Origin of the sequence: Brevundimonas sp. KM4 (genome assembly GCF_000964075.1) — a bacterium.
In the GTDB taxonomy this organism is placed as follows: Bacteria; Pseudomonadota; Alphaproteobacteria; order Caulobacterales; family Caulobacteraceae; genus Brevundimonas; species Brevundimonas huaxiensis.
On sequence record NZ_JZRG01000012.1, the window covers coordinates 76,699 to 101,957 of the forward strand.

At 65.4% G+C, this 25,259-nt stretch carries 28 protein-coding genes; 23 read left to right on the forward strand and 5 right to left on the reverse strand.

The window, feature by feature from the left end; genetic code table 11:
* Position 1: 1 nt before the first annotated feature.
* From VH88_RS07965 to VH88_RS07985, 5 genes are all read left to right on the forward strand, one after another.
* Positions 2-1,408 carry a sigma-54 dependent transcriptional regulator gene (locus VH88_RS07965; RefSeq protein WP_045810775.1) on the forward strand — a complete coding sequence of 469 codons (1,407 nt, stop codon included), beginning with the start codon at positions 2-4 and terminating at the stop codon, positions 1,406-1,408.
* Positions 1,408-2,268, forward strand: a complete 861-nt coding sequence (locus VH88_RS07970) for a D-amino-acid transaminase (RefSeq protein ID WP_045810776.1) — start codon at positions 1,408-1,410, stop codon at positions 2,266-2,268. Before VH88_RS07965 ends, VH88_RS07970 begins: the two co-directional genes overlap by 1 nt.
* A 101-nt stretch (positions 2,269-2,369) precedes the next feature.
* On the forward strand, positions 2,370-2,615 hold the full coding sequence (gene hfq / locus VH88_RS07975) for an RNA chaperone Hfq (protein ID WP_003164861.1): 246 nt from the start codon (positions 2,370-2,372) through the stop codon (positions 2,613-2,615).
* Positions 2,616-3,929: a GTPase HflX gene (gene hflX, locus VH88_RS07980; protein ID WP_045810777.1), complete on the forward strand. Its 1,314-nt coding sequence runs from the start codon at positions 2,616-2,618 to the stop codon at positions 3,927-3,929.
* A gap of 6 nt (positions 3,930-3,935) precedes the next feature.
* Positions 3,936-5,573 carry a Na+/H+ antiporter gene (locus VH88_RS07985; RefSeq protein WP_045810778.1) on the forward strand — a complete coding sequence of 546 codons (1,638 nt, stop codon included), beginning with the start codon at positions 3,936-3,938 and terminating at the stop codon, positions 5,571-5,573.
* A gap of 3 nt (positions 5,574-5,576) precedes the next feature.
* Here VH88_RS07985 and VH88_RS07990 read toward each other — a convergent pair whose 3' ends face one another.
* The 3 genes from VH88_RS07990 to VH88_RS08000 are packed head-to-tail and all read right to left on the reverse strand — an operon-like array spanning position 5,577 to position 8,396.
* Complete coding sequence (locus VH88_RS07990) at positions 5,577-6,233, reverse strand: HAD family phosphatase (RefSeq protein WP_045810779.1); 657 nt, start codon at positions 6,231-6,233, stop codon at positions 5,577-5,579.
* Between the two features lie 10 nt (positions 6,234-6,243).
* The gene (gene mazG / locus VH88_RS07995) at positions 6,244-7,038 is read right to left on the reverse strand and encodes a nucleoside triphosphate pyrophosphohydrolase (RefSeq protein ID WP_082064417.1); all 795 of its coding nucleotides are present in this window, start codon (positions 7,036-7,038) and stop codon (positions 6,244-6,246) included.
* A complete protein-coding gene (locus tag VH88_RS08000) occupies positions 7,035-8,396 on the reverse strand; it encodes an MFS transporter (RefSeq protein ID WP_045810868.1) in 1,362 nt (453 codons plus the stop codon). The genes mazG and VH88_RS08000 overlap by 4 nt, the downstream gene beginning before the upstream one ends.
* A gap of 105 nt (positions 8,397-8,501) precedes the next feature.
* Between VH88_RS08000 and VH88_RS08005 the strand changes: the two genes are divergently transcribed.
* The 4 genes from VH88_RS08005 to ygiD all read left to right on the forward strand — a co-directional run bounded on the left by VH88_RS08005 (position 8,502) and on the right by ygiD (position 11,257).
* Entirely contained in the window at positions 8,502-9,359 is an 858-nt protein-coding gene (locus VH88_RS08005; RefSeq protein WP_045810781.1) for a D-alanyl-D-alanine carboxypeptidase family protein, read from the forward strand.
* The gene (locus tag VH88_RS08010; RefSeq protein ID WP_045810782.1) at positions 9,335-9,793 is read left to right on the forward strand and encodes a hypothetical protein; all 459 of its coding nucleotides are present in this window, start codon (positions 9,335-9,337) and stop codon (positions 9,791-9,793) included. Before VH88_RS08005 ends, VH88_RS08010 begins: the two co-directional genes overlap by 25 nt.
* A gap of 98 nt (positions 9,794-9,891) precedes the next feature.
* Complete coding sequence (wrbA, locus tag VH88_RS08015) at positions 9,892-10,494, forward strand: NAD(P)H:quinone oxidoreductase (RefSeq protein WP_045810783.1); 603 nt, start codon at positions 9,892-9,894, stop codon at positions 10,492-10,494.
* A gap of 4 nt (positions 10,495-10,498) precedes the next feature.
* On the forward strand, positions 10,499-11,257 hold the full coding sequence (ygiD, locus tag VH88_RS08020) for a 4,5-DOPA dioxygenase extradiol (RefSeq protein ID WP_082064418.1): 759 nt from the start codon (positions 10,499-10,501) through the stop codon (positions 11,255-11,257).
* Here ygiD and VH88_RS08025 read toward each other — a convergent pair whose 3' ends face one another.
* On the reverse strand, positions 11,258-12,811 hold the full coding sequence (locus VH88_RS08025; RefSeq protein WP_052689527.1) for an AMP-binding protein: 1,554 nt from the start codon (positions 12,809-12,811) through the stop codon (positions 11,258-11,260). It lies immediately after the preceding gene.
* Between the two features lie 183 nt (positions 12,812-12,994).
* On the opposite strand from VH88_RS08025, the gene lipA reads away from it, so the two are divergent.
* The 14 genes from lipA to lpdA all read left to right on the forward strand — a co-directional run bounded on the left by lipA (position 12,995) and on the right by lpdA (position 24,988).
* A complete protein-coding gene (gene lipA / locus VH88_RS08030; RefSeq protein WP_045810784.1) occupies positions 12,995-13,957 on the forward strand; it encodes a lipoyl synthase in 963 nt (320 codons plus the stop codon).
* A gap of 7 nt (positions 13,958-13,964) precedes the next feature.
* A complete protein-coding gene (locus VH88_RS08035) occupies positions 13,965-14,417 on the forward strand; it encodes a type II toxin-antitoxin system RatA family toxin (protein ID WP_039243665.1) in 453 nt (150 codons plus the stop codon).
* On the forward strand, positions 14,414-15,529 hold the full coding sequence (locus tag VH88_RS08040) for an NAD(P)/FAD-dependent oxidoreductase (RefSeq protein WP_045810785.1): 1,116 nt from the start codon (positions 14,414-14,416) through the stop codon (positions 15,527-15,529). Before VH88_RS08035 ends, VH88_RS08040 begins: the two co-directional genes overlap by 4 nt.
* Positions 15,526-16,077, forward strand: coding sequence for a sugar O-acetyltransferase (locus VH88_RS16650; RefSeq protein ID WP_039243667.1), 552 nt, complete (start codon positions 15,526-15,528; stop codon positions 16,075-16,077). The genes VH88_RS08040 and VH88_RS16650 overlap by 4 nt, the downstream gene beginning before the upstream one ends.
* Positions 16,078-16,211: 134 nt before the next feature.
* Positions 16,212-16,394 (forward strand): 50S ribosomal protein L32, encoded by a 183-nt coding sequence (gene rpmF / locus VH88_RS08050; protein WP_026108365.1) that lies wholly within the window; start codon positions 16,212-16,214, stop codon positions 16,392-16,394.
* 109 nt (positions 16,395-16,503) lie between these two features.
* A complete protein-coding gene (locus VH88_RS08055) occupies positions 16,504-17,124 on the forward strand; it encodes a hypothetical protein (protein ID WP_045810786.1) in 621 nt (206 codons plus the stop codon).
* A gap of 89 nt (positions 17,125-17,213) precedes the next feature.
* The gene (eno, locus tag VH88_RS08060) at positions 17,214-18,491 is read left to right on the forward strand and encodes a phosphopyruvate hydratase (RefSeq protein ID WP_039243670.1); all 1,278 of its coding nucleotides are present in this window, start codon (positions 17,214-17,216) and stop codon (positions 18,489-18,491) included.
* A gap of 138 nt (positions 18,492-18,629) precedes the next feature.
* Complete coding sequence (locus VH88_RS08065) at positions 18,630-18,929, forward strand: septum formation initiator family protein (RefSeq protein WP_017504845.1); 300 nt, start codon at positions 18,630-18,632, stop codon at positions 18,927-18,929.
* A gap of 134 nt (positions 18,930-19,063) precedes the next feature.
* Positions 19,064-20,092 (forward strand): pyruvate dehydrogenase (acetyl-transferring) E1 component subunit alpha, encoded by a 1,029-nt coding sequence (pdhA, locus tag VH88_RS08070; RefSeq protein WP_039243674.1) that lies wholly within the window; start codon positions 19,064-19,066, stop codon positions 20,090-20,092.
* 3 nt (positions 20,093-20,095) lie between these two features.
* Positions 20,096-21,475 carry a pyruvate dehydrogenase complex E1 component subunit beta gene (locus tag VH88_RS08075; RefSeq protein WP_045810787.1) on the forward strand — a complete coding sequence of 460 codons (1,380 nt, stop codon included), beginning with the start codon at positions 20,096-20,098 and terminating at the stop codon, positions 21,473-21,475.
* A complete protein-coding gene (locus VH88_RS08080; protein WP_045810788.1) occupies positions 21,472-21,789 on the forward strand; it encodes a DUF5076 domain-containing protein in 318 nt (105 codons plus the stop codon). Before VH88_RS08075 ends, VH88_RS08080 begins: the two co-directional genes overlap by 4 nt.
* A complete protein-coding gene (locus VH88_RS08085) occupies positions 21,789-23,087 on the forward strand; it encodes a pyruvate dehydrogenase complex dihydrolipoamide acetyltransferase (protein ID WP_045810789.1) in 1,299 nt (432 codons plus the stop codon). The genes VH88_RS08080 and VH88_RS08085 overlap by 1 nt, the downstream gene beginning before the upstream one ends.
* 15 nt (positions 23,088-23,102) lie before the next feature.
* Entirely contained in the window at positions 23,103-23,582 is a 480-nt protein-coding gene (locus tag VH88_RS08090; RefSeq protein WP_045810790.1) for a glutathione peroxidase, read from the forward strand.
* Positions 23,582-24,988: a dihydrolipoyl dehydrogenase gene (gene lpdA, locus VH88_RS08095; protein ID WP_045810791.1), complete on the forward strand. Its 1,407-nt coding sequence runs from the start codon at positions 23,582-23,584 to the stop codon at positions 24,986-24,988. Before VH88_RS08090 ends, lpdA begins: the two co-directional genes overlap by 1 nt.
* A gap of 61 nt (positions 24,989-25,049) precedes the next feature.
* On the opposite strand, the gene VH88_RS08100 is transcribed toward lpdA, so the two are convergent.
* On the reverse strand, positions 25,050-25,232 hold the full coding sequence (locus VH88_RS08100; protein ID WP_026108366.1) for a DUF3606 domain-containing protein: 183 nt from the start codon (positions 25,230-25,232) through the stop codon (positions 25,050-25,052).
* Positions 25,233-25,259 lie beyond the last annotated feature (27 nt).

The following is a 25,259-nucleotide window of genomic DNA, read 5'->3' on the forward strand; positions in this document are numbered from 1 at the left end:
GATGCGACCAACCGGTTCCGACATTCTCGTCGTCGACGACGAGGCCGACATCCGCGACCTGGTGTCCGGCCTGCTGGAGGACGAAGGCCATGCCGTGCGCGTCGCCGCCAATTCCGACGAGGCCTTGGCCGCGATCCGGGCCAGGAAACCCTCGCTGGCGATCTTGGATATCTGGATGCAGGGCGGGGGACTGGACGGGCTGGAGCTGCTGGAGGTCGTCAAGGAACTGGACCCTGACCTGCCGGTCGTGATGATCTCCGGTCACGGCAATATCGAGACGGCGGTGACGGCGCTGAAGCGCGGCGCCTATGACTTCATCGAAAAGCCGTTCAAGTCGGATCGGCTGGTCGTCGTGGTCGAACGCGCCATCGAGGCGGCGACGCTGAAGCGCGAGAACCGCCGGCTGCGCGCGGCCACCATGACGCCGTCGGGTCTGATTGGCCGATCACAGGCCGCGCAGGCCTTGCGCAGCACCATCGCCAAGGTGGCCCAGGCCAACAGCCGGGTCCTGATCGCCGGACCGGCCGGCTCGGGCAAGGAGCTGGTGGCGCGCCAGATCCACGAAGCCAGCCCGCGCGCCCGCGCCGAGTTCGTCGCGATTTCGGCCGCAGGCATGACGCCCGAGCGTCTGGACGTCGAACTGTTCGGCGAAGAGGGTCAGGACGGCCGACCGCGCAAGATCGGCGTGTTCGAACGCGCCCACAACGGCACACTATATCTGGACGAAATCAGCGACATGCCGCGCGAGAGCCAGAGCCGTATTCTGCGCGTCTTGGTCGATCAGCGTTTCCGTCGGGTCGGTGGAGAGCAGGATGTTCAGGTCGATGTGCGTGTCGTGACCTCGACATCGCGCGATCTGAAGGCCGAGATCGCAGAGGGACGTTTCCGCGAAGACCTGTTCCACCGTCTGAACGTGGTGCCGATCCGTGTCCCGCCGCTGTCGGAACGGCGCGAGGACATCGCCGAACTGGTCGAATATTTCGTCGACACGATCAGCGCCTCTCAAGGTCTGCCCAAACGCATCGTCGGCGACGACGCGGTGGCGGCGCTGCAGGTTCATCCGTGGCCCGGAAACATCCGCCAGCTGCGAAACAATATCGAGCGGTTGCTGATCCTGGCGACCGGCGATCCGGCCGAGACGATCACCGCCGACATGCTGCCGCAGGAGGTGGCGACATCTAACGGCGGGACGGCGAACCTGGGCGGCGAGCGCACCATCGCCCTCCCGCTGCGCGAGGCGCGCGAGGTCTTCGAGCGGGAGTATCTGGCGGCGCAGATCATGCGGTTCGGCGGCAATATCTCGCGCACCGCCGCCTTCATCGGCATGGAGCGATCGGCCCTGCACAGGAAGCTGAAGTCGCTGGGCGTGTCGCCCGCGCGCGGCGGCGACGAGGACGAGCCGGCCTGATGTCGCGCGTCGCCTATGTGAATGGCGCCTACAGCGCGCATGGCGAGGCCGTGGTCCATATTGAGGATCGCGGTTTCCAGTTCGCAGACGGCGTCTATGAGGTCTGGTCCGTCTTCGACGGGCGGCTGGCCGATTTCGAAGGTCACATGAGCCGCCTTCACCGCAGTTTGAGCGAACTGAAGATCGACATTCCGATGAGCGCCGGCGCCTTGGGCGTCGTTCTGCGCGAGACCGTGCGGCGCAACCGCGTGCGCAACGGCATGGTCTATCTGCAGGTCACACGTGGCACGGCGCCGCGCGATCATGGCTTTCCGGTCGATATCGCGCCCAGCGTGGTCGTGACCGCCAAGTCGATCGATCCGGCGCGAAACCGGCGTCTGGCGCAGAACGGCGCAGCCGGCGTCACCCAACCCGATATTCGTTGGGGGCGTTGCGACATCAAGACGGTCGGTCTGTTGCCGAATGTGCTCGCCAAACAGGCGGCGCGCGAGCGCGGCGCCTATGAGTGCCTGATGTACGACGACATGGGGCTGATCACCGAAGGCGCATCGACCAATGCGTGGATCGTGGATGAGCACGGCAGGCTGAGAACGCGGGACATCCAGGCCAATATCCTGCGGGGCGTCACGCGAGCGGCGGTTCTAGAGCTCGCCGCCGCCGAGGGTGTCGAACTGGAAGAACGCGCCTTCTCGGTCGATGAAGCGAAACGGGCGCGCGAGGTGTTCGTCACCGCCGCCAGCGCCTTCGTCATGCCGCTGGTTTCGCTGGACGGCGTGAAGATCGGCGATGGCAAGCCCGGGCCCGTCGCGACCCGCCTGCGAGAACTCTATCTTGAACAGGCGCGTCTAGGGGCCATTTAGGGCGTTGCCCGAGCGGCCGGGCGGCGGTTAAGGTCGCTGTCGGCTGCATCGGCCCCGCCGCTCCCACGGCGACAAACAACGAAGAACAGGAAAAACCTGCCATGTCGCAAGACAAACGTCAGAACCTTCAGGACACCTTCCTCAACTCGGTCCGCAAGACCAAGACGCCGCTGACTATCTTCCTGGTCAATGGGGTCAAGTTGCAGGGCATCGTGACCTGGTTCGACAACTTCTGTGTCCTGCTGCGCCGCGATGGCCAGTCCCAGCTGGTGTACAAACACGCCATCTCAACCATCATGCCGTCCGCGCCCGTGCAGCTGTACGAGCCCGACGCCGAAGAAGACTGATTGACCCAAAAACTGATCGACCACACCGTCCCGCTGATCCGGGCGGTCGTCATTCACCCCGACCGACGCTCGGACAGTCCCCGGCTGGCGAGCGAACGGCTTGAGGAGGCGGCGGGCCTTGCCCGCGCGCTGGACCTCAACGTGCGCGCCGAAGAGATCGTGCGGCTGCGCAGCACCACGCCCGCGACCCTGTTCGGCACGGGCAAGGTCGAGGAATTGGCCGCGCTTGTGCGCGCCGCAGACGCCGAGGCCGTCATCATAGACGACGCCCTGACGCCGGTGCAGCAGCGCAATCTGGAAAAGGCGTGGGAGGTGAAGGTCATCGACCGCACCGGCCTGATCCTGGAAATCTTCGGGCGTCGCGCGCGGACCAAGGAGGGGCGGCTTCAGGTCGAGCTGGCGCGGCTGGATTATGAGCGGTCGCGTCTGGTGCGCACCTGGACCCACCTCGAGCGGCAACGGGGCGGCACCGGCTCGACCGGCGGGCCCGGCGAAACCCAGATCGAGCTGGACCGGCGTCTGATCGCCGATCGGATCGTCAGGCTGAAGTCCGAGTTGGAAGAGGTGCGACGCACGCGCGGCCTGCACCGCAAGCAGCGTCAGAAGGCGCCGTTCCCGACCATCGCCCTGGTGGGCTACACCAACGCCGGCAAGTCGACGCTGTTCAACCGGCTGACGGGGTCGGAGGTCTTCGCCAAAGACCTGCTGTTCGCCACCCTGGACACCACCCAACGCACAATCCGGCTGCCGCAAGGGCGACCGGCCATCGTAGCGGACACCGTCGGCTTCATCTCTGACCTGCCTCACGAACTGGTCGAGAGCTTCCGCGCCACGCTGGAGGAGGTCGGCGAGGCCGATCTGATCCTGCACGTCCGCGACATCGCCTCGCCCGACAGCGCCGCCCAGGCCAAGGACGTCGAGGCCGTGCTGAAACAGATCGAGACGCCAGAGGGCAAGACGCGGCGGGTGCTGGAAGTCTGGAACAAGATCGACCTGCTAGACGACGAAGCGCGCGAGACCGTGCTGGGTCAGGCCGAACGTCTGGCGAAGGACGGTGAGGCGGTCGCCGTCTCAGCCTGGACGGGCGAGGGGATCGAGCCTCTGCGCCAGATCATCGCCGGCCTGATCGACGATGATCCCGAGACCCAGCTGACGCTGGAGCCGCATCAGGGCGACGCCCTGGCGTGGCTGTACGAGCATGGGCGGGTCACGGCGCGCGATGCGGACGAGCTTGGCCGTACTCACGTCACGGTGCGGCTGCATCCTGCGGCGCTCGGGCGATTCGAGCGCCTGTATCCCGACCTGACCGACTGAGTTTTCATGCATCTGATCGAAACCGTCCTGCTTCTGCTGTTGGCCGTGGTGGTGTCGGGTTCGATCGCGCGGATCACGCGCATCGCCTTGCCTCTGGTTCAGATCGGGCTGGGCGCGGCCATCGTGCTGATCACGGGCAAGACGGTCGATCTTGAGCCGGACATCTTCTTTCTGCTGTTCCTGCCGCCGCTGCTGTTTCTGGACGGCTGGCGAATTCCCAAGGAAGACCTGTTTCGCGACCGCGCGGTCATCCTCGAGCTGGCGCTGGGGTTGGTGCTGTTCACCGTCGTCGGTCTGGGTTTCCTGATCTGGTGGATGATCCCGGAGATGCCGCTGCCGGTGGCCTTCGCCCTGGCCGCCATCCTGTCGCCGACCGATCCCATCGCGGTTCAGGCGATTGCGGCGCGGGCGCCCATCCCAAAGCGCCTGATGCACATTCTGGAAGGCGAGTCGCTATTGAACGATGCGACGGGCCTGACCTGCATGCGGATCGCGGTCGCCGCCGCGACGACGGGAGCGTTTTCGATCGGCCATGCGGTTGGGACGTTCGCCTGGCTGGCCCTGGTCGGGGTCGCCGTCGGCGTTCTGGTCACCATGGCCATCAGCTACGCCAAGAGCTTCGTCAGCCGACGCTGGGGCGAGGACGTGGGCGCGCAGATTCTTATCAGCCTGCTGATCCCGTTTGCGGCCTATCTGGTGGCGGAAGAACTGCATGCGTCCGGCATCCTGGCGGCAGTGGCGGCCGGGGTGACGATCAGTTTCACCGAACGCGGCGGCATCGCCGGCCAGTCGATGGCGATGACGCGAGTCCGGCGCAGCGTCGTGTGGGACACGGTTCAGTTCGTGGCCAACGGCATCATCTTCGTGATCCTGGGCGAACAGATGCCCTCGATCATGTCGCGGGCGGCCGAGGTGGTGGCGGGCACCAGCCGGCCCGAGGTCTGGTGGCTGGCGGTCTATGTGTTCGGCATCGTCGCCACGCTGGCGGCGCTGCGGTTCGTCTGGGTGTGGACATCGCTGAAGCTGACCCTGTTTCGCCGCCGCCATCGCGGGCCGCCGGCCAAGGTCGGTTTGCGGCTGACCATGGTAATGTCTCTGGCAGGTGTCCGCGGCGCGATCACTCTGGCGGGTATCCTGACCCTGCCGTTCGCTTTGGGAGACGGGTCGCCGATGCCGTCGCGGAACCTGGCGATCTTCTTGGCGGCGGGCGTGATCGTGGTGTCGCTGGTGCTGGCGACCTTCGCCTTGCCCCGGTTGCTGAAGAACGTCGAACTGCCGCCGGAGCCGTCGCATGAGCAGGAAGAGGATCGCGGCCGGGTCGCCGCCGCCTCGGCCGCCATCCGCGCCATCGAGGACGCCTCGCACGCCATGGCGGAGGGCAAGTCCAACCCCGACCTCTATTCCGACATCGCCGGGCGGATCATGGAAACTTATCGCCAGCGGATCGAGACCCACACCCGCACCGACGAGGAAGACGCCGCCCTGACACGCAAGATGGACGACATCGAGCGTCGTCTCTGGCTTGCCGGGCTGGCCGCAGAACGCGAGGAACTGCGCCGATTGATGAGGGCGCGTCAGCTGGACGAGGTGACGGCCAAGAAGCTGTTCCGTGACGTCGATCTACAGGAACTGCGCTACCTCTGATGCTCAGCGATCCATGAAGGCGGAGACGGCCGCATAGCTGTCGGCGATAAAGTGGGCGCCGCGCGCCGTCAGGCGTTCGGCATGGCCGTCGCGAACATGGCCGCCCGCCGTCAGCCCCACGACCGTCATCCCGGCCGCGACGCCTGCGGTGACGCCCGCCTCGCTGTCTTCGATCACCAGGACGCGCGCCGGATCGACGCCCATCGTCTGGGCGGCGTGCAGGAAGATGTCCGGGTGGGGCTTGCCGCGCTCGACCACCAGGCCGGTGAAGACTGCGCCGTCGAAATGATCCGTCAGGCCGAACAGGTTCAGGCCGACGCCGATCCAGTCGGGGCCGCTGGACGAGGCGATGCAGCGGGGCTCGCGGCGGGCGGCGACGAAGTCCAGCAGACCGGGCACGGGTTCAAGTTGCTGCGGCGCGCGCTGGCGACAGGTCGCAAACCATGTCGTGTGGAAGTCGTCAGGGCAGGCACGACCTAAGGCTGCCTCGACGACCGGCCGATTGTCGCGCCAGCGCTTGCCGGTATAGGCGGCCAAGACGTCGTCGAGCGAGGTCGGCAGGCCGATGGCGGTCAGTTGCTCGGCCATGACAGTGCTGTTCAGCACCTCGCTGTCGGCGACCACGCCGTCGTAGTCGAATATGATCAGGTCGTAGGTCACGCGGGATCGCTCAGGCTTGAGGCGCGGCCTTTTCCGCGACCTTTGCGGCGTCCCAGAGGCGATCCATCTCGGCCAGGTCCGATTGGTCGGGTGTGCGGCCGTCCTTGGCCAGCGCCGCCTCGATGAAGCCGAAGCGACGCACGAACTTGGCGTTGGCGGCGCGCAGGGCGTCTTCGGGCTCGACGTCCAGCTTGCGCGCCAGGTTGGCGACGACGAACAGAAGGTCGCCCAGCTCTTCGCGCGCCTTGGCCTTGTCGCCGGCGGCGATCTCGACGCGCAATTCCTCGACCTCTTCGGCCAGCTTGTCGAACACCTCGTCGGTCGATGGCCAGTCGAAGCCGACGCGGCCGGCGCGCTTGGTCAGTTTGGCGGCGCGGGTCAGGGCAGGCAGGCCGACCGGCACATCATCCAGGACACCGGGCTTTTTGCGGTCCTTGCGCTCGGCGGCCTTTATGGCTTCCCAGGCGATGGTCTGTTCCTTCGAGGAGCGCTGGGCCTCGTCACCGAATACGTGGGGGTGGCGGCGCTCCAGCTTGTCGGCGATGGCTATGACCACGTCGTCGAAGGCGAACAGCCCTTGTTCCTCAGCCATGCGGGCATGGAAGACGACCTGGAACAGCAGGTCGCCCAGTTCGCCCTTAAGCTCGACCAGATCGTTGCGCTCGATGGCGTCGGCGACCTCATAGGCCTCCTCGATCGTATAGGGAGCGATGGTGGCGAAGGTCTGCTCCACGTCCCACGGGCAGCCGCCGTCGGGATCGCGCAACCGCTCCATAACGCCGAGTAAGCGGTCGATCGGTCTCAACGGCGGGCTCCGTCGCGAGTTTCCAGGGCGAGGCGGATTTCATCGTGCCGCTTCGGTGTCAGGGGATAGCCCTTCAGCACCCAGGCGGCGGCGGCCAGCAACAGGCCGGGGACCAGAATGAACAGGATCTGGAGCGTCAGCAGGGAAAAATCGCTGTTGCCCGTCGGTCCTGGCACAGCCTTGAAGCCCACGCCCTGCAGGATCAGGTAGGGAATCAGCGCGACCACATGGCCGATCTTGGTCGTCGCGGACAGGATGGAGAACATCAGTCCGGTGCGATCCACGCCGGTCTCCAGCCGCACTTCGTCGCCGGCGTCCGCCATCATCGCGCGCAGCAGGAACAGGCCGGCCGCATAGGGCAGACCGGCGATGAACATGGCGCCCGCCGTCAGAATGAAGTTGCCGCCGGGAACCAGGGTGGCGGCGATATAAAGGGCCGCGAAGATCAGGCTGGCGACGGCCAGGGCCTTGTCCTTGCCGATCCGCGTGGCCAGCCAGGCCCAGATGGGCGCGCCGCATAGGCCGGCGATGAAATAGAACAACATGAACAGACCGGCCTGGCTGTGGTCGTAACCCTTGATCTGTCCGAAGAAGAAGAACAGCAGCGAACCCGTGATGCCCGGCGCGACGCCCAGGAGCAGGTCGGCGATCAAGAGCTTCCGGACCGTGGGCATCTTCAGCAGGGCCAGATAGGCGCCGGCGCCCCCATGCGGCTGGTCGCCTGCGTTGACGGGTTCGGGTACGGCGACCATGGCCAGGCCGATGGTGACGGGCAGGGCGATCAGAATGGCCCAGCCCATGATCCGCACGCCGTCGGCATAGTTCCCGATGCCCGTCTGAACCACCACGGTCGGCAGCACCAGGATCAGGATCACGCCGATGATGTTGAACACCTGCCACCAGCCATAGACGCGGCTGCGCTGGTTATACTGCGGCGCAAGCACGGCGGCCCAGCCGAGTTGGCCCAAGGTGCCGATCGAGAAGCCGAGATACAGGACCAGCAGCCAGCCGAAGAGATAGGCCGGCCCGGCGCCGGGCTGGACCACGACGAACATCATAAAAGCCGACAGCATCAGGATCGGCGTCGAGATCGCCATCCACGGGCGATAGCGACCGAACCGCGTCTTGGTCTTGTCCATGCCCCAGCCGATGAAGGGGTCGAAGACGATGTCGATCAGGCGCACGGCCATGAAGACGGCCGCCACCACCCCCAGCTCCAGGCCCACGAAGGTGGCGTAGAACTCGGGCAGTGTAACGGGCAGGGCGACGCCGAAGGCCGCCAGAGGCAGGCAAGGGCCGGAAAAGGCCGCAAGCACGGCGTTGGAACGGCGGGGCGCGGTCGGCGCGGCGATGGACATGCGTCGGTCCGGAAGGCGCGGCGCGAGTCGGCCGCGCGTCACCATGCCAGCGATCGGTGACGCATGCACTTGTGAGATCGACCGGCTTGGGGCTTCCTGTGGGACATGTGGCGAAGCCTTTTTGCGTTCCTGTCCGTCTGCTTCGTTCTGACGTTCGCTGGCGGCGCGCGTGCGGCCGGGCCCTGCCACACCAGTGCCGACGGCTGGCAGGCGCAGGGACTGGCGAACGCTGAATCGGCCTATGGCATGGAATGGGCGCCGTTCGGAGCGGCGGAGTGGGGGTGGCAGGCCTATCTGCCGCTGATCCAGCGCGAACTGCATACGACGTGCGGGCCCGGCACGCCGATCTTCGCGTCGCAACTGGCGGGATTCCAGCAGATGTACGGCCTCGCGCCGAACGGCCTGTTCGATGCGGCGACATTCCAGGTGTTTCGCGGCCTTTGGCAGGAGCGGCGGCCGTTCGTGATGGCGCGCGTCGGCGGAGCCTGCCCCGAGCCGCCACCGATCAATCAGCTCGGCTATCTGGTCGCGTCCGAGGAACATGCCGACCGTCTGACACGCTTGCTGCGCCGGGACGTGCTGGACGCCTATCGCCGGCTGGTCGCGGCCGCGCGGGCGGAGGTTCCTGAGGTGGCGGCTGATCCCGAACTGCTGCAGATCTTCTCCGGCTTCCGCGATCCCGAGGCGGACGCGGCGCGCTGTGCGCAGCAGGGCAACTGCGATGGCCTGCGTCGCGCGGTCTGTTCGCCGCATCGGACGGGCACGGCGGTCGATCTCTATGTCGGTCAGGCCCCGGGTCTGGGTGTCGATTCCACCACCCCGGCCAGCCGCGAATATATGGCGCGGTCGGCGACGTATCGATGGCTAGTGGCGAACGCTGGGCGTTTCGGCTTTGTGCCCTATGTCTATGAGCCTTGGCACTGGGAGTATGTGAAGCCTTGGGATCCTTCGTTCGCGCCCTGACCGAAGCTGAGAAATCGCTCGCGCGAGAGGCGTTCGGCGCAGCGATCGATCTGGCGCCTGTCCGACTGATCGGCTGGCCGTTCCGCCGCGCCTTCGTCGCCGGGCGCTGGTTCGGGCGAGACTGGATCGTGTGGCCGCAAGCGCAGCTCGTCGCAGATTTCACGGCGGAGCCTGTGCGAATGCAAGGCGTCCTGATCCATGAACTGACGCACGTCTGGCAGGCCCAGCAGGGCGTCAATCTGCTGTTCGCAAAGCTGAAGGCTGGCGACACCCCCGCCTCCTATGCCTATCGCGTGGAACCGACCTGCCGGTGGGACGCGTTAAACATCGAGCAGCAGGCGATGGTGATGGAGCATCGTTTCCACTGTCGCCGCGGCCGCCCCGCGCCGGGCGACAAGGCCTTTTACGATACCATCTGTCCCTTCAAGACGTGATTTGATGTCGGGGACTTGCGGAAGGCTCATCAGCGCGCCAAGTTAGCAACGGTCGTTGTTGCGAATGGCGACCCCTGTCATTCAATGGAGCCTCCCCGATGCCGAAAGTCCTCGTCCTCTATCATTCGACCTATGGTCACCTGGAAACTATGGCCGAGGCCGTCGCCGAGGGCGCGCGCGAGGTCGAAGGCGCCGTCGTGGACATCAAGCGCGTGCCGGAAACCGTGCCGGAAGAGCTGGCCAAGGTTTCTCACTACAAGCTTGATCAAAAGGCGCCGATCGCCAAGATCGACGATCTGAAGGACTACGACGCCATCATCATCGGCGCCGGCACCCGCTTCGGTTCGGCCGCATCGCAGATGCGCGCCTTCCTGGATCAGGCCGGCGGCCTGTGGTTCTCGGGCGCCCTGATCGGCAAGGTGGGCGGGGCCTTCACCGCGACGGCGACACAGCACGGCGGTCAGGAGACGACCTTCCAGGGCCTGCACAACTTCTTCATGCACCACGGCATGCCGGTCGTGGGTCTGCCCTATTCGTTCCAAGGGCAGATGACGCTGGACGCCATCCACGGCGGTTCGCCCTATGGCGCATCGACGATCACCGGCGGCGACGGCTCGCGTCAGCCCAGCGATGTCGAGCTGGACGGCGCCCGGTTCCAAGGCAGACATATCGCCGAGCTGGCCAAGAAGCTGCACGGCTGATCCGATGCGTCAGCCCGCGGTCTTCTTCGGCCACGGTTCGCCCATGAACGCGCTCGGCGGTCCCTATGGGGCCGCCTGGCGTGCGCTGGGCGAGGCGATCGGCAAGCCCAAGGGAGTGGTGATGATCTCCGCCCACTGGGAGACGCGCGGGCTGGGCGTAACCGCGCAGGAGAAGCCCGAAACCATCCATGACTTCGGCAACTTCCCGCGCGAACTTCATGAGATGCAGTATCCGGCGCCCGGGTCGCCCGCCTTGGCGGCGCGGGTGTCGGCGCTGACCGGCGCCGTCCAGACGCAAGCGTGGGGCCTGGATCACGGGACTTGGTCGGTGCTGTGCCATGTGTGGCCAGGGGCGGACGTGCCGGTGGTGCAGTTGTCGCTGAACCGCGAGCTGACGGCGCGCCAGCATTACGACCTGGCCAAGGCGCTGAAGCCGCTGCGCGACGAGGGGATCGTCATCGCCGGCTCGGGCGATTTCGTCCACAATCTGCGGACCTGGAAGCGTGAGGACGGCGCCGAACCCTACGCTTGGGCGACCGGCTTCAACGAGGCGGTCAAGACGGCGTTCGAACGGGGCGACCATGAGGCGCTGATCGACTGGGTGGGTCTGGACGAGGACGCGCAACTGAGCGTGCCGACCGACGAACATTTCCTGCCGGTGCTTTATATCGCCGCCCAGCAGGAGCCGGGCGAGGCGGTCAGCTTCTTCAACGACCGCATCGACGGCGGCTCGATCTCTATGACGGGCGTCCGGATCGGCTGATCAGGCCGCCTTCTCGGCCTCGACCATCTTCTGGATCGACACATAGTCCGTCTTGCCGGTGCCCAGGACGGGGACCTCGGCGACCTTGACGATCTTTTTCGGCACGATCAGTTCGGGCGCACCGTTGGTTCGCGCCCATTCAGCCAGGGGAGCGACCTCAGCCCCTACGTGATCAGTGACGAGCACCAGTTTCTCGCCCTTGCGGCTGTCCGGGATCGACACCACGGCGTGGCGCCGGTCCGGCCAGACGGCGCCGGCGATCCCTTCGACGGCGGTCAGGGACACCATCTCGCCGCCGATCTTGGCGAAGCGCTTGGCGCGGCCGCGGATGGTGACATAGCCGTCGTCGGTCACATCGACGATGTCGCCCGTGTCCAGCCAGTCGTCGCCGATCGGATCCCACGTCAGAGGCTCGGCCGAGGTGACATAGCCGCTCATGACATTGGGACCGCGCAGCATCAGTCGCCCGCCCGCGTCGATGCCCTCGACCGGTTCCAGCTTCCAGTCGATGCCAGGCAGCACCTGGCCGACCGTTCCGGGCGTGTTGCGGTCGGGATGGTTGACGGCGATGACAGGCGAGGCCTCGGTCGCGCCATAGCCTTCCAGAAGTTCGACGCCGCCGAACTTGGTGTTGAACAGGGTGCGGGTTTCCTCGCGCACCTTCTCGGCGCCGGCGACGACGAACTTCAGCGTCAAGAAGTCGTTCGGTTCGGCGACGCGGCCGTACTGGTTCAGGAAGGTGTCGGTCGCGAACAGGATCGAGGCATTTACCTGGGGCAGCAGGTCGGTGATCTGTTTGGCGTGCAGCGGCGACGGATACTGGAACGCCTTCAGCCCCTGCAACAGCGGCAGGATGACCCCGCCGGTCAGGCCGAAACAGTGAAAGGTCGGCAGAGGATTGAACATTACCCATTCCGGCAGCAGATCGATGTGGGCCGCCACCTGACGGGCATTGGCGACAAGGTTCTTCTGGCTCAGCACCACGCCCTTTGGCGTGCCGAAGCTGCCGGAGGTGAACAGGACGACGCCCGGCGCGTCGGGATCCGTCCTAACGCGGAACCGCTTGGGCGCCGCGCCGGCGGCGAGGCCATAGAGCTTGTCGGCCAGGCCGATGGTCTTGCGCACGTCGTCCAGCCAGACGACCTCGGCCACCGTCTTCAGTTCGACGATCAAGTCGTCCAGCTTGGCCTGGTCGATGAAGCGTTTGGCGGTCAGCACCTTCTTGACGCCCGAGGCCTTGATCGCGGCCTTCAAATTGGCCTCGCCGGCGGTGAAGTTCAGCATCACCGGCACACGACCATGGGCGTGCAGACCGAAGAAGGTGACGACGACGCCCATGGACGACGGCAGCAGGATGGCGACCCGCTCGCCCTTGTCGGTCATGTTGGCGATCTTGCGGCCCAGCACGAAGGCGGCGCGGATTAAGCCGGTGTAGGTCAGCGGATGCCGGTCTTGATCCTCCAAGATTTCCTTGTCGCCGAACCGCGACCGCGCATCGATCAGGGCGTCGATCAGGGTCGAGTCGTAAAGCGAGGGATCCAGGGCCTGGCGCAAGCGCGTCTCCTACGGAGGACGCGGGCGGCCCTCTCTGTTGTTCGGGCGACTGTCATTAATGACGCCGCCGCATCTTGAAAAGATGCGTAACGTCGCGTGAGTTCCGATGCGCGATCACGCCTGCGGCAAGTCTGTTACCCGGTGTGCCTTGCCTAAACGGCCTCAAAGTCCGAAATACCGGCCATGGTCACCCTGATCGACACCCTTCAGCGCAAGCCGTCCGAGCTGCGTCACCCCGAAAAGCAGAACCGGCCCGAGTCGGTCGTTCTGAAAAAGCCCGACTGGCTGCGGGTCAAGGCGCCGGGCTCTGGTCAGTATAACGCCACCAAGGAGATCGTTCGTTCCAAGGGGCTGGTGACGGTGTGTGAAGAGGCGGCCTGCCCGAACATCGGCGAGTGCTGGAGCCAGAAACACGCCACCCTGATGATCATGGGCGACACCTGCACGCGGGCCTGCGCCTTCTGCAACGTCAAGACCGGCCTGCCGCAGCCGCTGGATCCGGAAGAGCCGGGCAAGGTGGGCCTGGCCGTCCAGCAGATGGGCCTGAACCACGTCGTCATCACCTCGGTCGATCGCGACGATGTGGCCGACGGCGGTGCGGCCCACTTCGCCGAGGTGGTGCGGCAGATCCGCATCCAAGCGCCGGACACCACCATCGAGATCCTGACGCCCGACTTCCTGCGAAAGGACGGGGCGGCGGTCGTGATGATCGACGCCAAGCCTGACGTCTTCAATCACAACCTGGAGACCGTACCGCGCCTGTATCTGAAGATCCGGCCGGGCGCCCGCTACTTCCACAGCCTGCGCCTGTTGCAGATGGTCAAGGAGCGGGACCCGAACCAGTTCACCAAGTCCGGCATCATGGTCGGCCTGGGCGAGACCAAGGAAGAGGTCATGCAGGTGATGGACGACATGCGGTCCGCCGGCGTCGACTTCATCACCATCGGCCAGTACCTGCAGCCGACGCGCAAACACGCCGCCATCGACCGCTTCGTCACGCCGGAAGAGTTCAAGGCGTATGAGGCGATCGCACGGGCCAAGGGCTTCCTGATGGTGTCGTCCAGCCCGCTGACGCGTTCGTCGCACCACGCCGGCGACGACTTCGCCCGGCTGAAGGCCGCGCGCGAGGCGCAGCTGCGCCGCTAAGTCCCGCATGGCCGTCCATCGCGTCACGCGCATTCTTCCTTATGCGCCCGAACAGCTTGCCGATCTGGTCGCCGATGTGCGCGCCTATCCCGACTTCGTGCCGTGGGTGACGTCGATGCGCGTCTGGAACGCGCGCGAGGAAGGCGAGGGTGTCGGCTTGCAGGATGCGGAGGCCAGCGTCGGGTTTTCCTTCCTGAAGGAGCGGTTCTCCACCTGGGTCCGGCACGATCGCAATGCGCCCAAGGTCGAGGTCGGCCTGCTGCGCGGGCCCTTCAAGCACCTGAAGAACCGTTGGGAGTTCTTTCCCCATCCGGACGGCACGCGGCTGGAGTTCATGATCGACTTCGCCTTCAAATCCCGGATGCTGGACATGATGCTGTCGGCGAACTTCGACCGGGCCGTGGAAAAGCTGATCGGCTGTTTCGAGGCCGAGGCGAAGCGGAGATACGGCGTCCGATGAGTTTTGATTTCGACGCGACCGTCGTGGGCGCCGGGGCTGTGGGCCTGGCCTGCGGTCGGGCGCTGTCGAAACGGGGCCTGACGGTGCTGGTGCTGGAGAAGGAAGGCCACATCGGCCAGGGCGTCTCCTCACGTAATTCCGAGGTCATTCACGGCGGGCTCTATTATCCGACCGGATCGCTGAAGGCCCGCTTCTGCGTCGAGGGGCGGCGAGCGCTCTACGACTTCCTGACCAGCCGCAAGATCGACCATTGGAAATGCGGCAAGCTGGTCGTGGCGACGCAAGAGACCGAGGTCGAGCGGATCGAGGCCATCTTCGAACAGGCGACGGCGAACGGCGTCGAGGGGTTGGCGCATCTGACCGGCGCCCAGGCGCGTGCGCTGGAGCCGGAGCTTAACGCCCACGCCGCCATCCTGTCGCCCGAGAGCGGCCTGTTCGACAGTCACGGCTATATGCTGGCCCTGCAGGGCGAGATCGAGGATGCGGGCGGATCGGTCGTGGTCTCGGCGCCGTTCGAGGGCGCAGAGCCGCTGGCGGCCGGCGGCTTCACGATCCGTGTCGGCGGGGAGGGGGCGATGCAGGTCACCAGCCGCCTTTTGGTCACCGCACCCGGACTGTCGGCCCAGGTGGCGGCGGCGTTGATCGAAGGCTATCCGCCCGGCGACATTCCCGCCGGACATTTCGGCAAGGGCGTCTATTTCCGGCTGACAGGCAAGGCGCCGTTCGACCGCCTGATCTATCCGCCGCCCATCCCCGGCGCGCTGGGCACCCACTATCGCAAGGATTTGGGCGGTCAGGCCGTGTTCGGCCCCGATCTGGCCTATGTCGACACCGAGGACTATTCTGTCGATCCCGCCAAGGCGGAGGCGTTCGCCACTTACATCCGCCGCTTTTGGCCGGGATTGCCCGACGGCGCCCTGACACCGGACTACGCCGGCATTCGGCCCAAACTGCATGGGCCGGGCGAGCCGCAACCGGACTTCCAGCTTCATGGCCGCGAGCATCACGGCATTGATGGTCTGATGGCCCTGTTCGGCATCGAAAGCCCGGGCCTGACCAGTTCGATGGCCATCGGCGAAGCCGTGGCTGACGCCCTGACGGAGGCCGCATGACCGAGCGCGAAAAGATGCTGGCGGGATTGCCCTATGACCCGGGCGATCCCGATCTACGCGACGGTCGCGCCCGCGCCGTGGCCCTGACCGTCGCCATCAACGCCGAGCCCGATCGCGACCGGCGCGGCGCCCTGGTCAACGAACTGGTCAATGCTGCCGATGGCAAGGCGATCATCATGCCGGGCTTCTTCTGCGACTACGGCGTCAACATTCATTTGGGCGCGCGGGCCTTTGCGAACGCCAACTGCGTGTTCCTGGACTGCGCCGAAATCCGTATCGGCGACAACTTCCAGGCCGGGCCAGGCGTCCAGCTTCTGACGCCGGAACATCCGCTGGACGCGGTCGCCCGCCGGGGCGAGGAGACGGCGCGGCCGATCGTTATCGGGGACGACGTCTGGATCGGCGGCGGCGCCATCGTTCTGGCGGGCGTCACCATCGGCGATCGTTCGGTGATCGGCGCGGGATCGGTCGTGACGAAGGACGTGCCGTCCGACGTGGTGGTGGTCGGCAATCCAGCAAAGATCGTCCGGCGTTTGACACCTGCTTAAACGCCTTGAAATCGTCGCGCGGTTCATGCATAAGCCGCGCCTCGCGTGGCGGCTCTTTCGGGCCGCCGCTATTGTTTTCGCGCTAGACGGAGCTCGGCTCTGGGCGGCGCCCGACTTAGAAGATTGAGACGGACATGGCCGTTCCGAAGCGCAAAGTATCTCCCTCGCGTCGCAACATGCGCCGCGCCCACGACGCCCTGACCTCGAACGTCTACGTCGAGGACAAGGACACCGGCGAGCTGAAGCGCCCGCACCACATCGACCTGAAGACCGGCACCTATCGCGGTCGCCAGGTCATCACGCCCAAGGAAGACTAGTCCTTCAGGCGACCCCGACTTCGGTCGGATGACGATTTCGACGGCGCGCGGTGACCCGCGCGCCGTTTTCGTGCGTTCAGTCCGGTGAAGCTTCCACTGGAGACGCCGTATGATGATTCGTTTCACCGCCGTCAGCGCCTGCGCGCTGCTGACCCTCGCCGCCTGCAATCGCGCGGAGGAGCGCGTCTCGGAGCCCGCCGCAACGTCCGTCGCTTCGGCGAACGAGACGCCCGCTACGCCCGCCGCCGATCCCAATGCTTTGACGGCCGAAGGTCTGGGGCCGGTGCGAATCGGCATGACGCGCGCCGAGCTGGTGAAGGTCTGGGGCGAGGACTCCCAACCGAACGCCCCCGGCGGCGCCGAGCCCGAAGTCTGTGACCAGTTCCATCCAACCAAGGCGCCCGCAGATGTGCAGGTGATGGTCCAGAACGGCGTACTGACGCGAATCACCCTGGCGCGCGGTGCGACGACGAAGACCGATCGCGGATTCGGGGTGGGCGATACGGCCATGGCGATCAAGCAAGCCTATGGCGGCGCGGTCTTCGCCCAACCGCACAAATACCAGGAAGCACCGGCCGAGGATCTGTTCGTCTGGTCGAAAGGCGGATCGACGACCTATGTCACCGATCCGTCGGCGCGCGGCGTTCGATATGAGATCGGCAGCGACGGCAAGGTGATGATGGTCCACGCTGGCGATCCCTCGATCCAACTGGTTGAAGGCTGTTCCTGACGCCCGGCGATGACGTCGGCATTGGCGTTTGGCGGGGAGGCGGCTAAACCGTCTGACCTCCCTTGCCCCTTGAGCCAAAGAGCCGAGCCATGACCGACATCGCCGACATCGTCGCCCGCCAGATCCTCGACAGCCGGGGCAATCCGACGGTCGAGGTCGATGTCACGCTGGAAGACGGTTCGTTCGGCCGCGCCGCCGTACCGTCCGGCGCGTCTACGGGCGCGCACGAAGCGGTCGAGCTGCGTGATGGCGACAAGGACATGTGGGGCGGCAAGGGCGTCCAGAAGGCGGTCGACGCCGTCAACGGCGAGATCTTCGACGCCCTGTCCGGCATGGACGCCGAGCAGCAGCGCCGGATCGACGAGGCGATGATCGAACTGGACGGCACGCCCAACAAGGGCCGTCTGGGCGCCAATGCGATCCTGGGCGTGTCTCTGGCGGTCGCCAAGGCCAGCGCCCTGTCGGCCAATCAGGAACTGTATCGCTATCTGGGCGGCGTCTCGGCCCGCGTCCTGCCGACCCCGATGATGAACATCATCAACGGCGGCGCCCACGCCGACAATCCGATCGACATCCAAGAGTTCATGATCCTGCCCACCGGCGCCGAGACGTTTTCAGACGCCGTGCGTATGGGAGCCGAAATCTTCCACGCCCTGAAGAAGCAACTGAAGGACGCCGGGCACAACACCAACGTCGGCGACGAGGGCGGCTTTGCACCCAATCTGGCCTCGGCCGATGAGGCGCTGAGCTTCATCACCAAGGCGGGCCAGGCGGCGGGCTACCTCGCAGGCGAGGATTTCCACCTGGGCCTCGACGTCGCCTCGACCGAGTTCTTTAAGGACGGCAAATACGTCATGGCCGGCGAGGGCAAGACCGTCGATTCCGAAGGCATGGCCGCCTACCTGGTTGATCTGTGCGAACGCTTCCCGATCGTGTCGATTGAGGACGGCATGGCCGAGGATGACTTCGACGGCTGGCGCCTGCTGACCGAGCGCCTGGGCGACCGGGTCCAACTGGTCGGCGACGATTTGTTTGTGACCAATCCGGCGCGTCTAGCTGCGGGTATCGGCGAAGGCCTAGCCAACTCGATCCTGATCAAGGTCAACCAGATCGGCACCCTGTCCGAGACGCTGGACGCCGTCGATATGGCCCACCGCGCAGGCTATACCGCCGTGATGAGCCACCGGTCGGGCGAGACCGAGGACTACACCATCGCCGACCTGGCCGTGGCGACCAACTGCGGGCAGATCAAGACCGGCTCGTTGGCCCGCTCTGACCGGGTGGCGAAGTACAACCAGTTGCTCCGCATCGAGGAAATGCTTGGCGACCAGGGCGTTTATTTCGGCGACGGCATGCTGCTGAAATAGGAAACGGAATTGTCGGCGGAGAATCAGCGTTTTCCGCCGACAATCTTACGGTCAAGCTACATTTCGTTAGGCATTTCCGGGCACGGTTTCTGAACTGTGTTTTCGCGCTCAGAAGGAGCGTCTCAAGTGCCCGAACGGATGAAACCTTACCGCCTGTCCCTCGCCCTGTTGCTGCTTCTGGCCTATCTCGGGGTTCAGGCGCTGACGGGCGAGCGCGGACTGCTGAGCGGATCGTCTCGCGACGCCCTTCTGGGGCAACGCGAGGACCAGTTGGCGCATCTGACCGAACAGCGCCGCGATCTTGAGACACGAGTTCGCTATCTGCGCACCGACAGTCTGTCTCGCGACCTTCTGGAAGAGCGTGCTCGCGCCGTCCTGGGTTTCTCCGACCCGCGTGACTATGTGATCCGCGTCTCGGCCCCGGCCGCCCAAGGCTGATCGACCTTCACCACTTGAACTATTGTTACAGGGCGACCCGCACCCCTTTGCGTTACCGGAAGGAAGGCTGCTAAAGCCCCTTTCCGTAACGATAAGAAGGCGTCGGTTCTCGGCGCCTAGCCGGGAGATACCGGATGGCGAAAGCCCCAGCCAAATCCGCTCAGACGACCACGCCTGACAAACTGCCCAACACGCCGACGGCGTCCAAGGAAGACCTTCTGCGCTTCTATCGCGAGATGGTTCTGATCCGCCGCTTCGAAGAGCGTGCGGGCCAGCTCTACGGCATGGGTCTGATCGGCGGCTTCTGCCACCTGTACATCGGACAGGAAGCCGTGGCTGTCGGCGTTCAGGAGAGCGTCAAACAGGGCCATGACAAGATCATCACCGGATACCGCGACCACGGCCACATGCTGGCCGCCGGCATGGATCCCAAGGAAGTCATGGCCGAACTGACCGGCCGCAGCGGCGGTTCGTCCAAGGGCAAGGGCGGCTCGATGCACATGTTCGACGTGCCGACCGGCTTCTACGGCGGTCACGGCATCGTCGGCGCCCAGGTGGCGCTGGGCACCGGCCTGGCCTTCGCCGGCAAGTATCGCGGCGACGATTCGGTGGCCTTCGTCTATTTCGGCGACGGCGCCTCGAACCAGGGGCAGGTGTACGAAAGCTTCAACATGGCGCAGCTGTGGAAGCTGCCGGCCATCTACATCATCGAGAACAACCAGTACGCCATGGGCACGAGCATCGAACGCTCGTCCTCCACGACCGAGCTGTATCAGCGTGGCGCCAGCTTCGGCATTCCGGGCGAACAGGTCGACGGCATGGATGTGCTGGCCGTGCGCGACGCAACGGCCCGTGCGGTCAAGCGCGCCCGCGAAGGCGGCGGTCCCTTCATCCTTGAAGTGAAGACCTATCGCTATCGCGGTCACTCCATGTCCGACCCGGCCAAATACCGGACCAAGGAAGAGGTCGATGAGGTCAAGAAGACCCGCGACCCGATCGATCACCTGAAGACGCTGCTGTCGGCCGCCAATGCGACCGAGGACGAGCTCAAGGCCATCGACAACGAGATCAAGGCGATCGTCGCCGAAGCTGTTCAATTCGCCCAAGAGAGCCCGGAACCCGATCCGTCCGAGCTCTATACCGACGTCTACGTGGAGGCCTGATCCGTGACCGACATTCTGATGCCGGCGCTGTCCCCCACGATGGAAGAGGGCACGCTGACCAAGTGGCACATCAAGGCGGGCGACACCGTGTCGGCCGGCCAGGTGATCGCCGAGATCGAAACCGACAAGGCCACGATGGAAGTCGAGGCCGTGGATGAAGGCGAAGTGCTGGAAATCCTGGTCGCCGAAGGCTCCGAGAACGTCAAGGTGAACACGCCGATCGCGCGTCTGGCCGGCGAAGACGGCGCAGCGGCCCCTGCGCCCAAGGCTGAACCCGCCAAGGGCGACGCTGAGGCGCCCAAGGCTGCGGCCGAAGGCAAGACCGGCGATCCCGAAAAGGCCCCGGCCCAGACCGCGACGCCCAAGGTCGAACTGCGCGACCCGGAAATTCCGGCTGACGCCAAACTGGTCAAGACGACCGTGCGCGACGCCCTGCGCGACGCCATGGCCGAAGAGATGCGTCGCGACGACCGCGTCTTCCTGATCGGCGAGGAAGTCGCCCAGTATCAGGGCGCCTACAAGGTCAGCCGCGACCTGCTGCAGGAATTCGGCGACCAGCGCGTCGTCGATACCCCGATCACCGAGCACGGCTTTGCCGGCTTGGGCGTCGGCGCCGCGATGTCGGGCCTGAAGCCGATCGTCGAGTTTATGACGTTCAACTTCGCCATGCAGGCGATCGACCACATCATCAACTCGGCCGCCAAGACGCTCTACATGTCTGGCGGTCAGATCCGCGCGCCAATCGTCTTCCGCGGTCCGAACGGCGCTGCTTCGCGCGTCGGCGCCCAGCACAGCCAGGACTATTCGGCCTGGTATGCTCAGGTGCCTGGTCTGAAGGTCATCGCACCCTATGACGCGGCCGACGCCAAGGGCCTGCTGAAGGCCGCCATCCGCGACCCGAACCCGGTCGTTTTCCTCGAACACGAGATGATGTACGGCCTGGAGTTCGACGTGCCGGAGGTCGAGGATTATGTCCTGCCGATCGGCAAGGCCAAGGTCCGCCGCGAAGGCAAGGACGTCACCATCACCGCCCACAGCCGCATGGTCGGCTTCGCCCTGCAGGCCGCCGAGAAGCTGGCCGAGGAGGGTGTCGAAGCCGAGGTGATCGACCTGCGCACTCTGCGTCCCCTTGATCACGAGACTATCGTCGAGAGCGTCAAGAAGACGAACCGCCTGGTCTCGGCCGAAGAGGGTTGGGGTCCGATGGGCGTTGGCGCCGAGGTCGTGGCCCGCGTCATCGAACACGCCTTCGATTATCTGGATGCCCCGCCGCTGCGCGTGCACCAGGAAGACGTGCCGCTGCCCTACGCCGCCAATCTGGAAGTGTTGTCGCTGCCAGGCGTGGATAAGATCATCGCGGCCGTGAAGCAGGTGATGGCATGACCGAGGCATCGGAGTTCATGCTGACGACGCCAGACAGCGTCGCTGCTGACCCGAAGGCCATCGAAGTCCTTCGGATGTGGTGGTCGAAGGACGAGCCGGTGATGTCCGTCAAGCCGGCCTTCAACGATCCCATACAGTTTGGCCGGCTGCTGGCCTATGCAGCTCGACATATGGCGCATGGGTATGCCGTGCGGCACCAACACGATGAAACTGCGGCCTACCACCGCATCCTCGAAGGTCTCAGCGAAGTGGTGAAGGCGAATGACGTCCGCACTGTCGCCGAACCGATTACGCCAACCGGGGGGAACGCCTGATGACCGACATCCTGATGCCGGCCCTGTCTCCGACGATGGAGGAGGGCGTTCTGGCCAAGTGGCACGTCAAGGTCGGAGACATCGTCTCCGCCGGCGACGTGATCGCCGAGATCGAAACCGACAAGGCGACGATGGAAGTCGAGGCCGTGGACGAGGGCGAAGTCACCGACATCCTGGTCGCTGAAGGCACGGAAGGCGTGAAGGTCAATACGCCCATCGCCCGCCTGAAGGACGAGGGCGGCGCGGCCTCACCCAAGCCGGCTGAAAAACCCGCGGCCAAGGCAGAAGAGGCACCGAAGGCCGAGGCCGCTCCGGCGGCTGCCGAGGCGCCCAAAACAGCTACCACCGCCGCTCCGGCGCCCGCCGCGACGAAGTCGGACAGCGGAGATCGCATCTTCTCGTCGCCGCTCGCTCGACGTATCGCCGCGCAGAACGGCGTCGATCTGAAGTCGATCAAGGGCACCGGTCCCCACGGCCGCATCGTCAAGCGCGACGTCGAGGCCGCCGGCAAGACGTCGGCCCGACCTGCGACCGCATCCGCGTCGCCCGCCGCGACCGCAGCGGAGCCGCGCAAGGCGCAGTCGCTGGCGCAGATGGGCATTCCGGACGGCAGCTACGACCTGATCCCGCTGGACGGCATGAAGAAGGCGGTGGCGCGTCGCATGGTCGACAGCGTCCAGAACGTCCCGCACTTCCCGCTGTTCATCGATTGCGAGATCGACCAGCTGATGGCCGTGCGCGCCAAGGTCAACAAGATGCTGGAGCCGCAAGGGATCAAGGTCTCGGTCAACGACTTCGTCATCAAGGCCGCCGCCCTGGCCCTGAAGATGGTGCCGGAGGCCAACGCCTCCTACACGCCCGAAGGCATCGCCATGCACCACAACGCCGATGTCTCCATGGCGGTGGCGATCGACGGCGGCCTGATCACCCCGATCATCAAGAAGGCCGAAACCAAGGGTCTGGCGCAGATCGCGACCGAGTCTAAGGACCTGGCCAAGCGCGCCCGCGACCGTAAGCTGAAGCCCGAAGAGTTCCAGGGCGGCACCTTCTCGGTGTCCAATCTGGGCATGTTCGGCATCAAGCAGTTCACCTCGATCATCAATGAGCCGCAGGGCTGCATTATGAGCGTAGGTGCGGGCGAGCAACGCGCGGTCGTCAAGAACGGCCAGGTCGTGCCCGCCACGGTCATGACCGTGACCCTGACCTGCGATCACCGCGTGGTGGACGGCGCGACCGGCGCCCGCTTCCTGCAGGCGTTCAAGCCGCTGATCGAAGATCCCGTCGCGATGCTGGCCTAAGGGGAGAGTGAGGTCATGACCTCGGTCTATGACTTCTCCGCCCGCGCCATCGACGGCACGGACGTTTCGCTCGATCGCTTTCGCGGTCAGGCGCTGCTAATCGTCAATACGGCGTCCAAGTGCGGCTTCACCGGCCAGTACGACGGTCTGGAAAAGCTGCACCGGACGTTTGTTGATCAGCCGTTCGAGGTGTTGGGCTTTCCCTGCAATCAGTTTGGCGAGCAGGAGCCGGGCAAGGCGGCGGAAATCGCCGCCTTCTGCGCCACAAGTTTCGATGTGACCTTCCCCTTGTTCGACAAGGTGGAGGTCAACGGACCGAATCGACATCCGCTTTACGCCTGGTTGACCGAACAGAAGCGCGGCTTCCTGGGGTCCAAAGCCATCAAGTGGAACTTCACCAAGTTCCTGACCGACCGCGAGGGCAGGGTTGTCGCCCGCTATGCTCCGCAGACTGAACCCGAGGCCATCAAGGCCGACATCGAGAAGTTGATCTAATGGCTGCTGAATTCGATCTCGTCGTCATCGGCTCGGGCCCCGGCGGTTACGTCGCGGCCATTCGCGCCAGCCAGTTGGGCCTGAAGGTCGCCATCGTCGAGCGCGAGAACCTGGGCGGCATCTGCCTGAACTGGGGCTGCATCCCGACCAAGGCTCTGCTGAAGTCGGGCGAGAAGTTCGAGAGCCTGAGCCACCTGAAGGAGTACGGCCTGTCGGCGTCCGGCGCGTCGTTCGATTTCGACGCCATCATCCAGCGCTCGCGCGGCGTGGCCAAACAGCTGAATCAGGGCGTCGGCTTCCTGATGAAGAAAAACAAGATCGAGGTGATCGAGGGTTCGGCCAAGCTGGAGAAGGGCGCCGCCGCCCCCAGGGTCGTGGTCGCTCTAAAAGCGGGCGGTTCGCGCGCTTTGGAGGCCAAGTCGGTCATGCTGGCCGTCGGCGCCCGTGCGCGCGCCCTGCCGCAGATCGGGCTTGAAGCCGACGGCGATCGCATCTGGGCCTATCGCGAGGCCATGGCGCCGAAATTCATGCCCAAGTCGATTGTCGTGATCGGTTCGGGCGCCATCGGGATCGAGTTCGGCAGCTTCTATCGCGCCCTAGGCTGTGACGTGACCGTGGTCGAGGCGGTGGATCGCATCATGCCGGTCGAGGACGAAGAGGTCTCCAAGGCGGCCCAGAAGTCGTTTGAAAAGCGCGGCATGAAGTTCAAGCTGGGCGCCAAGGTCACCAAGGTGAGCAAGGACGCCAAGGGCGTGAAGGTCTCCGTGGAGATCGGCGGCAAGGCCGAGACGCTGGAGGCCGAGGTCTGCATCTCGGCCGTCGGCATCACCGCCAACACCGACGGCATCGGCTTGGAAGAACTGGGTCTGGAAATGGACCGCGGCCACGTCAAGATCGACGCCCACTGCCAGACCAACGTCACGGGTCTGTACGCCATCGGCGACTGCGCCGGCGCGCCCTGGCTGGCGCACAAGGCGTCGCACGAAGGCATCCACGCCGCTGAACATATCGCCGGCCACAAGACACCCAACGTCCATTCGCCCATCGCCGGCTGCACCTATGCCCAGCCGCAAGTGGCCTCGGTCGGCGTCACCGAACAGGCTGCGCGCGCCGAAAAGCGCGACGTGAAAATCGGCCGCTTCCCGTTCCGCGTGAACGGCAAGGCGATCGCCTCAGGCGACACCGACGGGTTCGTCAAGGTAATCTTCGACGCCAAGACCGGCGCCCTGATCGGCGCGCACATGATCGGTCATGAAGTGACCGAGATGATCCAGGGCTATGTCACCGCCATCACCATGGAGGCGACGGAGGAAGATATCCACGGGATCGTCTATCCGCACCCGACCATGTCGGAGGCCATGCACGAGGCGGCGCTGGACGCCTATGGGCGTGTGATCCACATCTAGGCCCGAAACCGAAACGGCCCCGGAGTGCTCCGAGGCCGTTTTTCGTTTCAGGCAGGCGGCGTCAGCGCTTCTTGCCCAATTCCGCCGCGATATCCTTGGTCATGCGACCGACTTTGCGGTGGGCGGCGGTGATCTGGTCCTTGGTCACACCCCAGCGCTTCATCCAGTATTCGACCGACTGACGCTCGGTCAGGTCGATGCGGTCCTTGTCGATGAAGCCGCGCTTGTCCTTTAGGCCCGCCATGGTCGGCTCCGTTCGTTGCGTTAGGAC

Excerpts from the sequence above, each read along its gene's own strand:
- VH88_RS08080 (WP_045810788.1), top strand. The coding sequence starts at position 21,472 with ATGACCGAGGCATCGGAGTTCATGCTGACGACGCCAGACAGCGTCGCT.
- lipA (WP_045810784.1), top strand. The coding sequence starts at position 12,995 with ATGGTCACCCTGATCGACACCCTTCAGCGCAAGCCGTCCGAGCTGCGT.
- VH88_RS08000 (WP_045810868.1), bottom strand. The coding sequence starts at position 8,396 with ATGTCCATCGCCGCGCCGACCGCGCCCCGCCGTTCCAACGCCGTGCTT.
- VH88_RS08055 (WP_045810786.1), top strand. The coding sequence starts at position 16,504 with ATGATGATTCGTTTCACCGCCGTCAGCGCCTGCGCGCTGCTGACCCTC.
- rpmF (WP_026108365.1), top strand. The coding sequence starts at position 16,212 with ATGGCCGTTCCGAAGCGCAAAGTATCTCCCTCGCGTCGCAACATGCGC.
- hfq (WP_003164861.1), top strand. The coding sequence starts at position 2,370 with ATGTCGCAAGACAAACGTCAGAACCTTCAGGACACCTTCCTCAACTCG.
- VH88_RS08100 (WP_026108366.1), bottom strand. The coding sequence starts at position 25,232 with ATGGCGGGCCTAAAGGACAAGCGCGGCTTCATCGACAAGGACCGCATC.
- eno (WP_039243670.1), top strand. The coding sequence starts at position 17,214 with ATGACCGACATCGCCGACATCGTCGCCCGCCAGATCCTCGACAGCCGG.
- VH88_RS07970 (WP_045810776.1), top strand. The coding sequence starts at position 1,408 with ATGTCGCGCGTCGCCTATGTGAATGGCGCCTACAGCGCGCATGGCGAG.
- VH88_RS07985 (WP_045810778.1), top strand. The coding sequence starts at position 3,936 with ATGCATCTGATCGAAACCGTCCTGCTTCTGCTGTTGGCCGTGGTGGTG.
- VH88_RS08090 (WP_045810790.1), top strand. The coding sequence starts at position 23,103 with ATGACCTCGGTCTATGACTTCTCCGCCCGCGCCATCGACGGCACGGAC.
- wrbA (WP_045810783.1), top strand. The coding sequence starts at position 9,892 with ATGCCGAAAGTCCTCGTCCTCTATCATTCGACCTATGGTCACCTGGAA.
- VH88_RS16650 (WP_039243667.1), top strand. The coding sequence starts at position 15,526 with ATGACCGAGCGCGAAAAGATGCTGGCGGGATTGCCCTATGACCCGGGC.
- VH88_RS07965 (WP_045810775.1), top strand. The coding sequence starts at position 2 with ATGCGACCAACCGGTTCCGACATTCTCGTCGTCGACGACGAGGCCGAC.
- VH88_RS08040 (WP_045810785.1), top strand. The coding sequence starts at position 14,414 with ATGAGTTTTGATTTCGACGCGACCGTCGTGGGCGCCGGGGCTGTGGGC.
- VH88_RS08065 (WP_017504845.1), top strand. The coding sequence starts at position 18,630 with ATGAAACCTTACCGCCTGTCCCTCGCCCTGTTGCTGCTTCTGGCCTAT.
- VH88_RS08035 (WP_039243665.1), top strand. The coding sequence starts at position 13,965 with ATGGCCGTCCATCGCGTCACGCGCATTCTTCCTTATGCGCCCGAACAG.
- VH88_RS08005 (WP_045810781.1), top strand. The coding sequence starts at position 8,502 with ATGTGGCGAAGCCTTTTTGCGTTCCTGTCCGTCTGCTTCGTTCTGACG.
- VH88_RS08085 (WP_045810789.1), top strand. The coding sequence starts at position 21,789 with ATGACCGACATCCTGATGCCGGCCCTGTCTCCGACGATGGAGGAGGGC.
- ygiD (WP_082064418.1), top strand. The coding sequence starts at position 10,499 with ATGCGTCAGCCCGCGGTCTTCTTCGGCCACGGTTCGCCCATGAACGCG.
- lpdA (WP_045810791.1), top strand. The coding sequence starts at position 23,582 with ATGGCTGCTGAATTCGATCTCGTCGTCATCGGCTCGGGCCCCGGCGGT.
- pdhA (WP_039243674.1), top strand. The coding sequence starts at position 19,064 with ATGGCGAAAGCCCCAGCCAAATCCGCTCAGACGACCACGCCTGACAAA.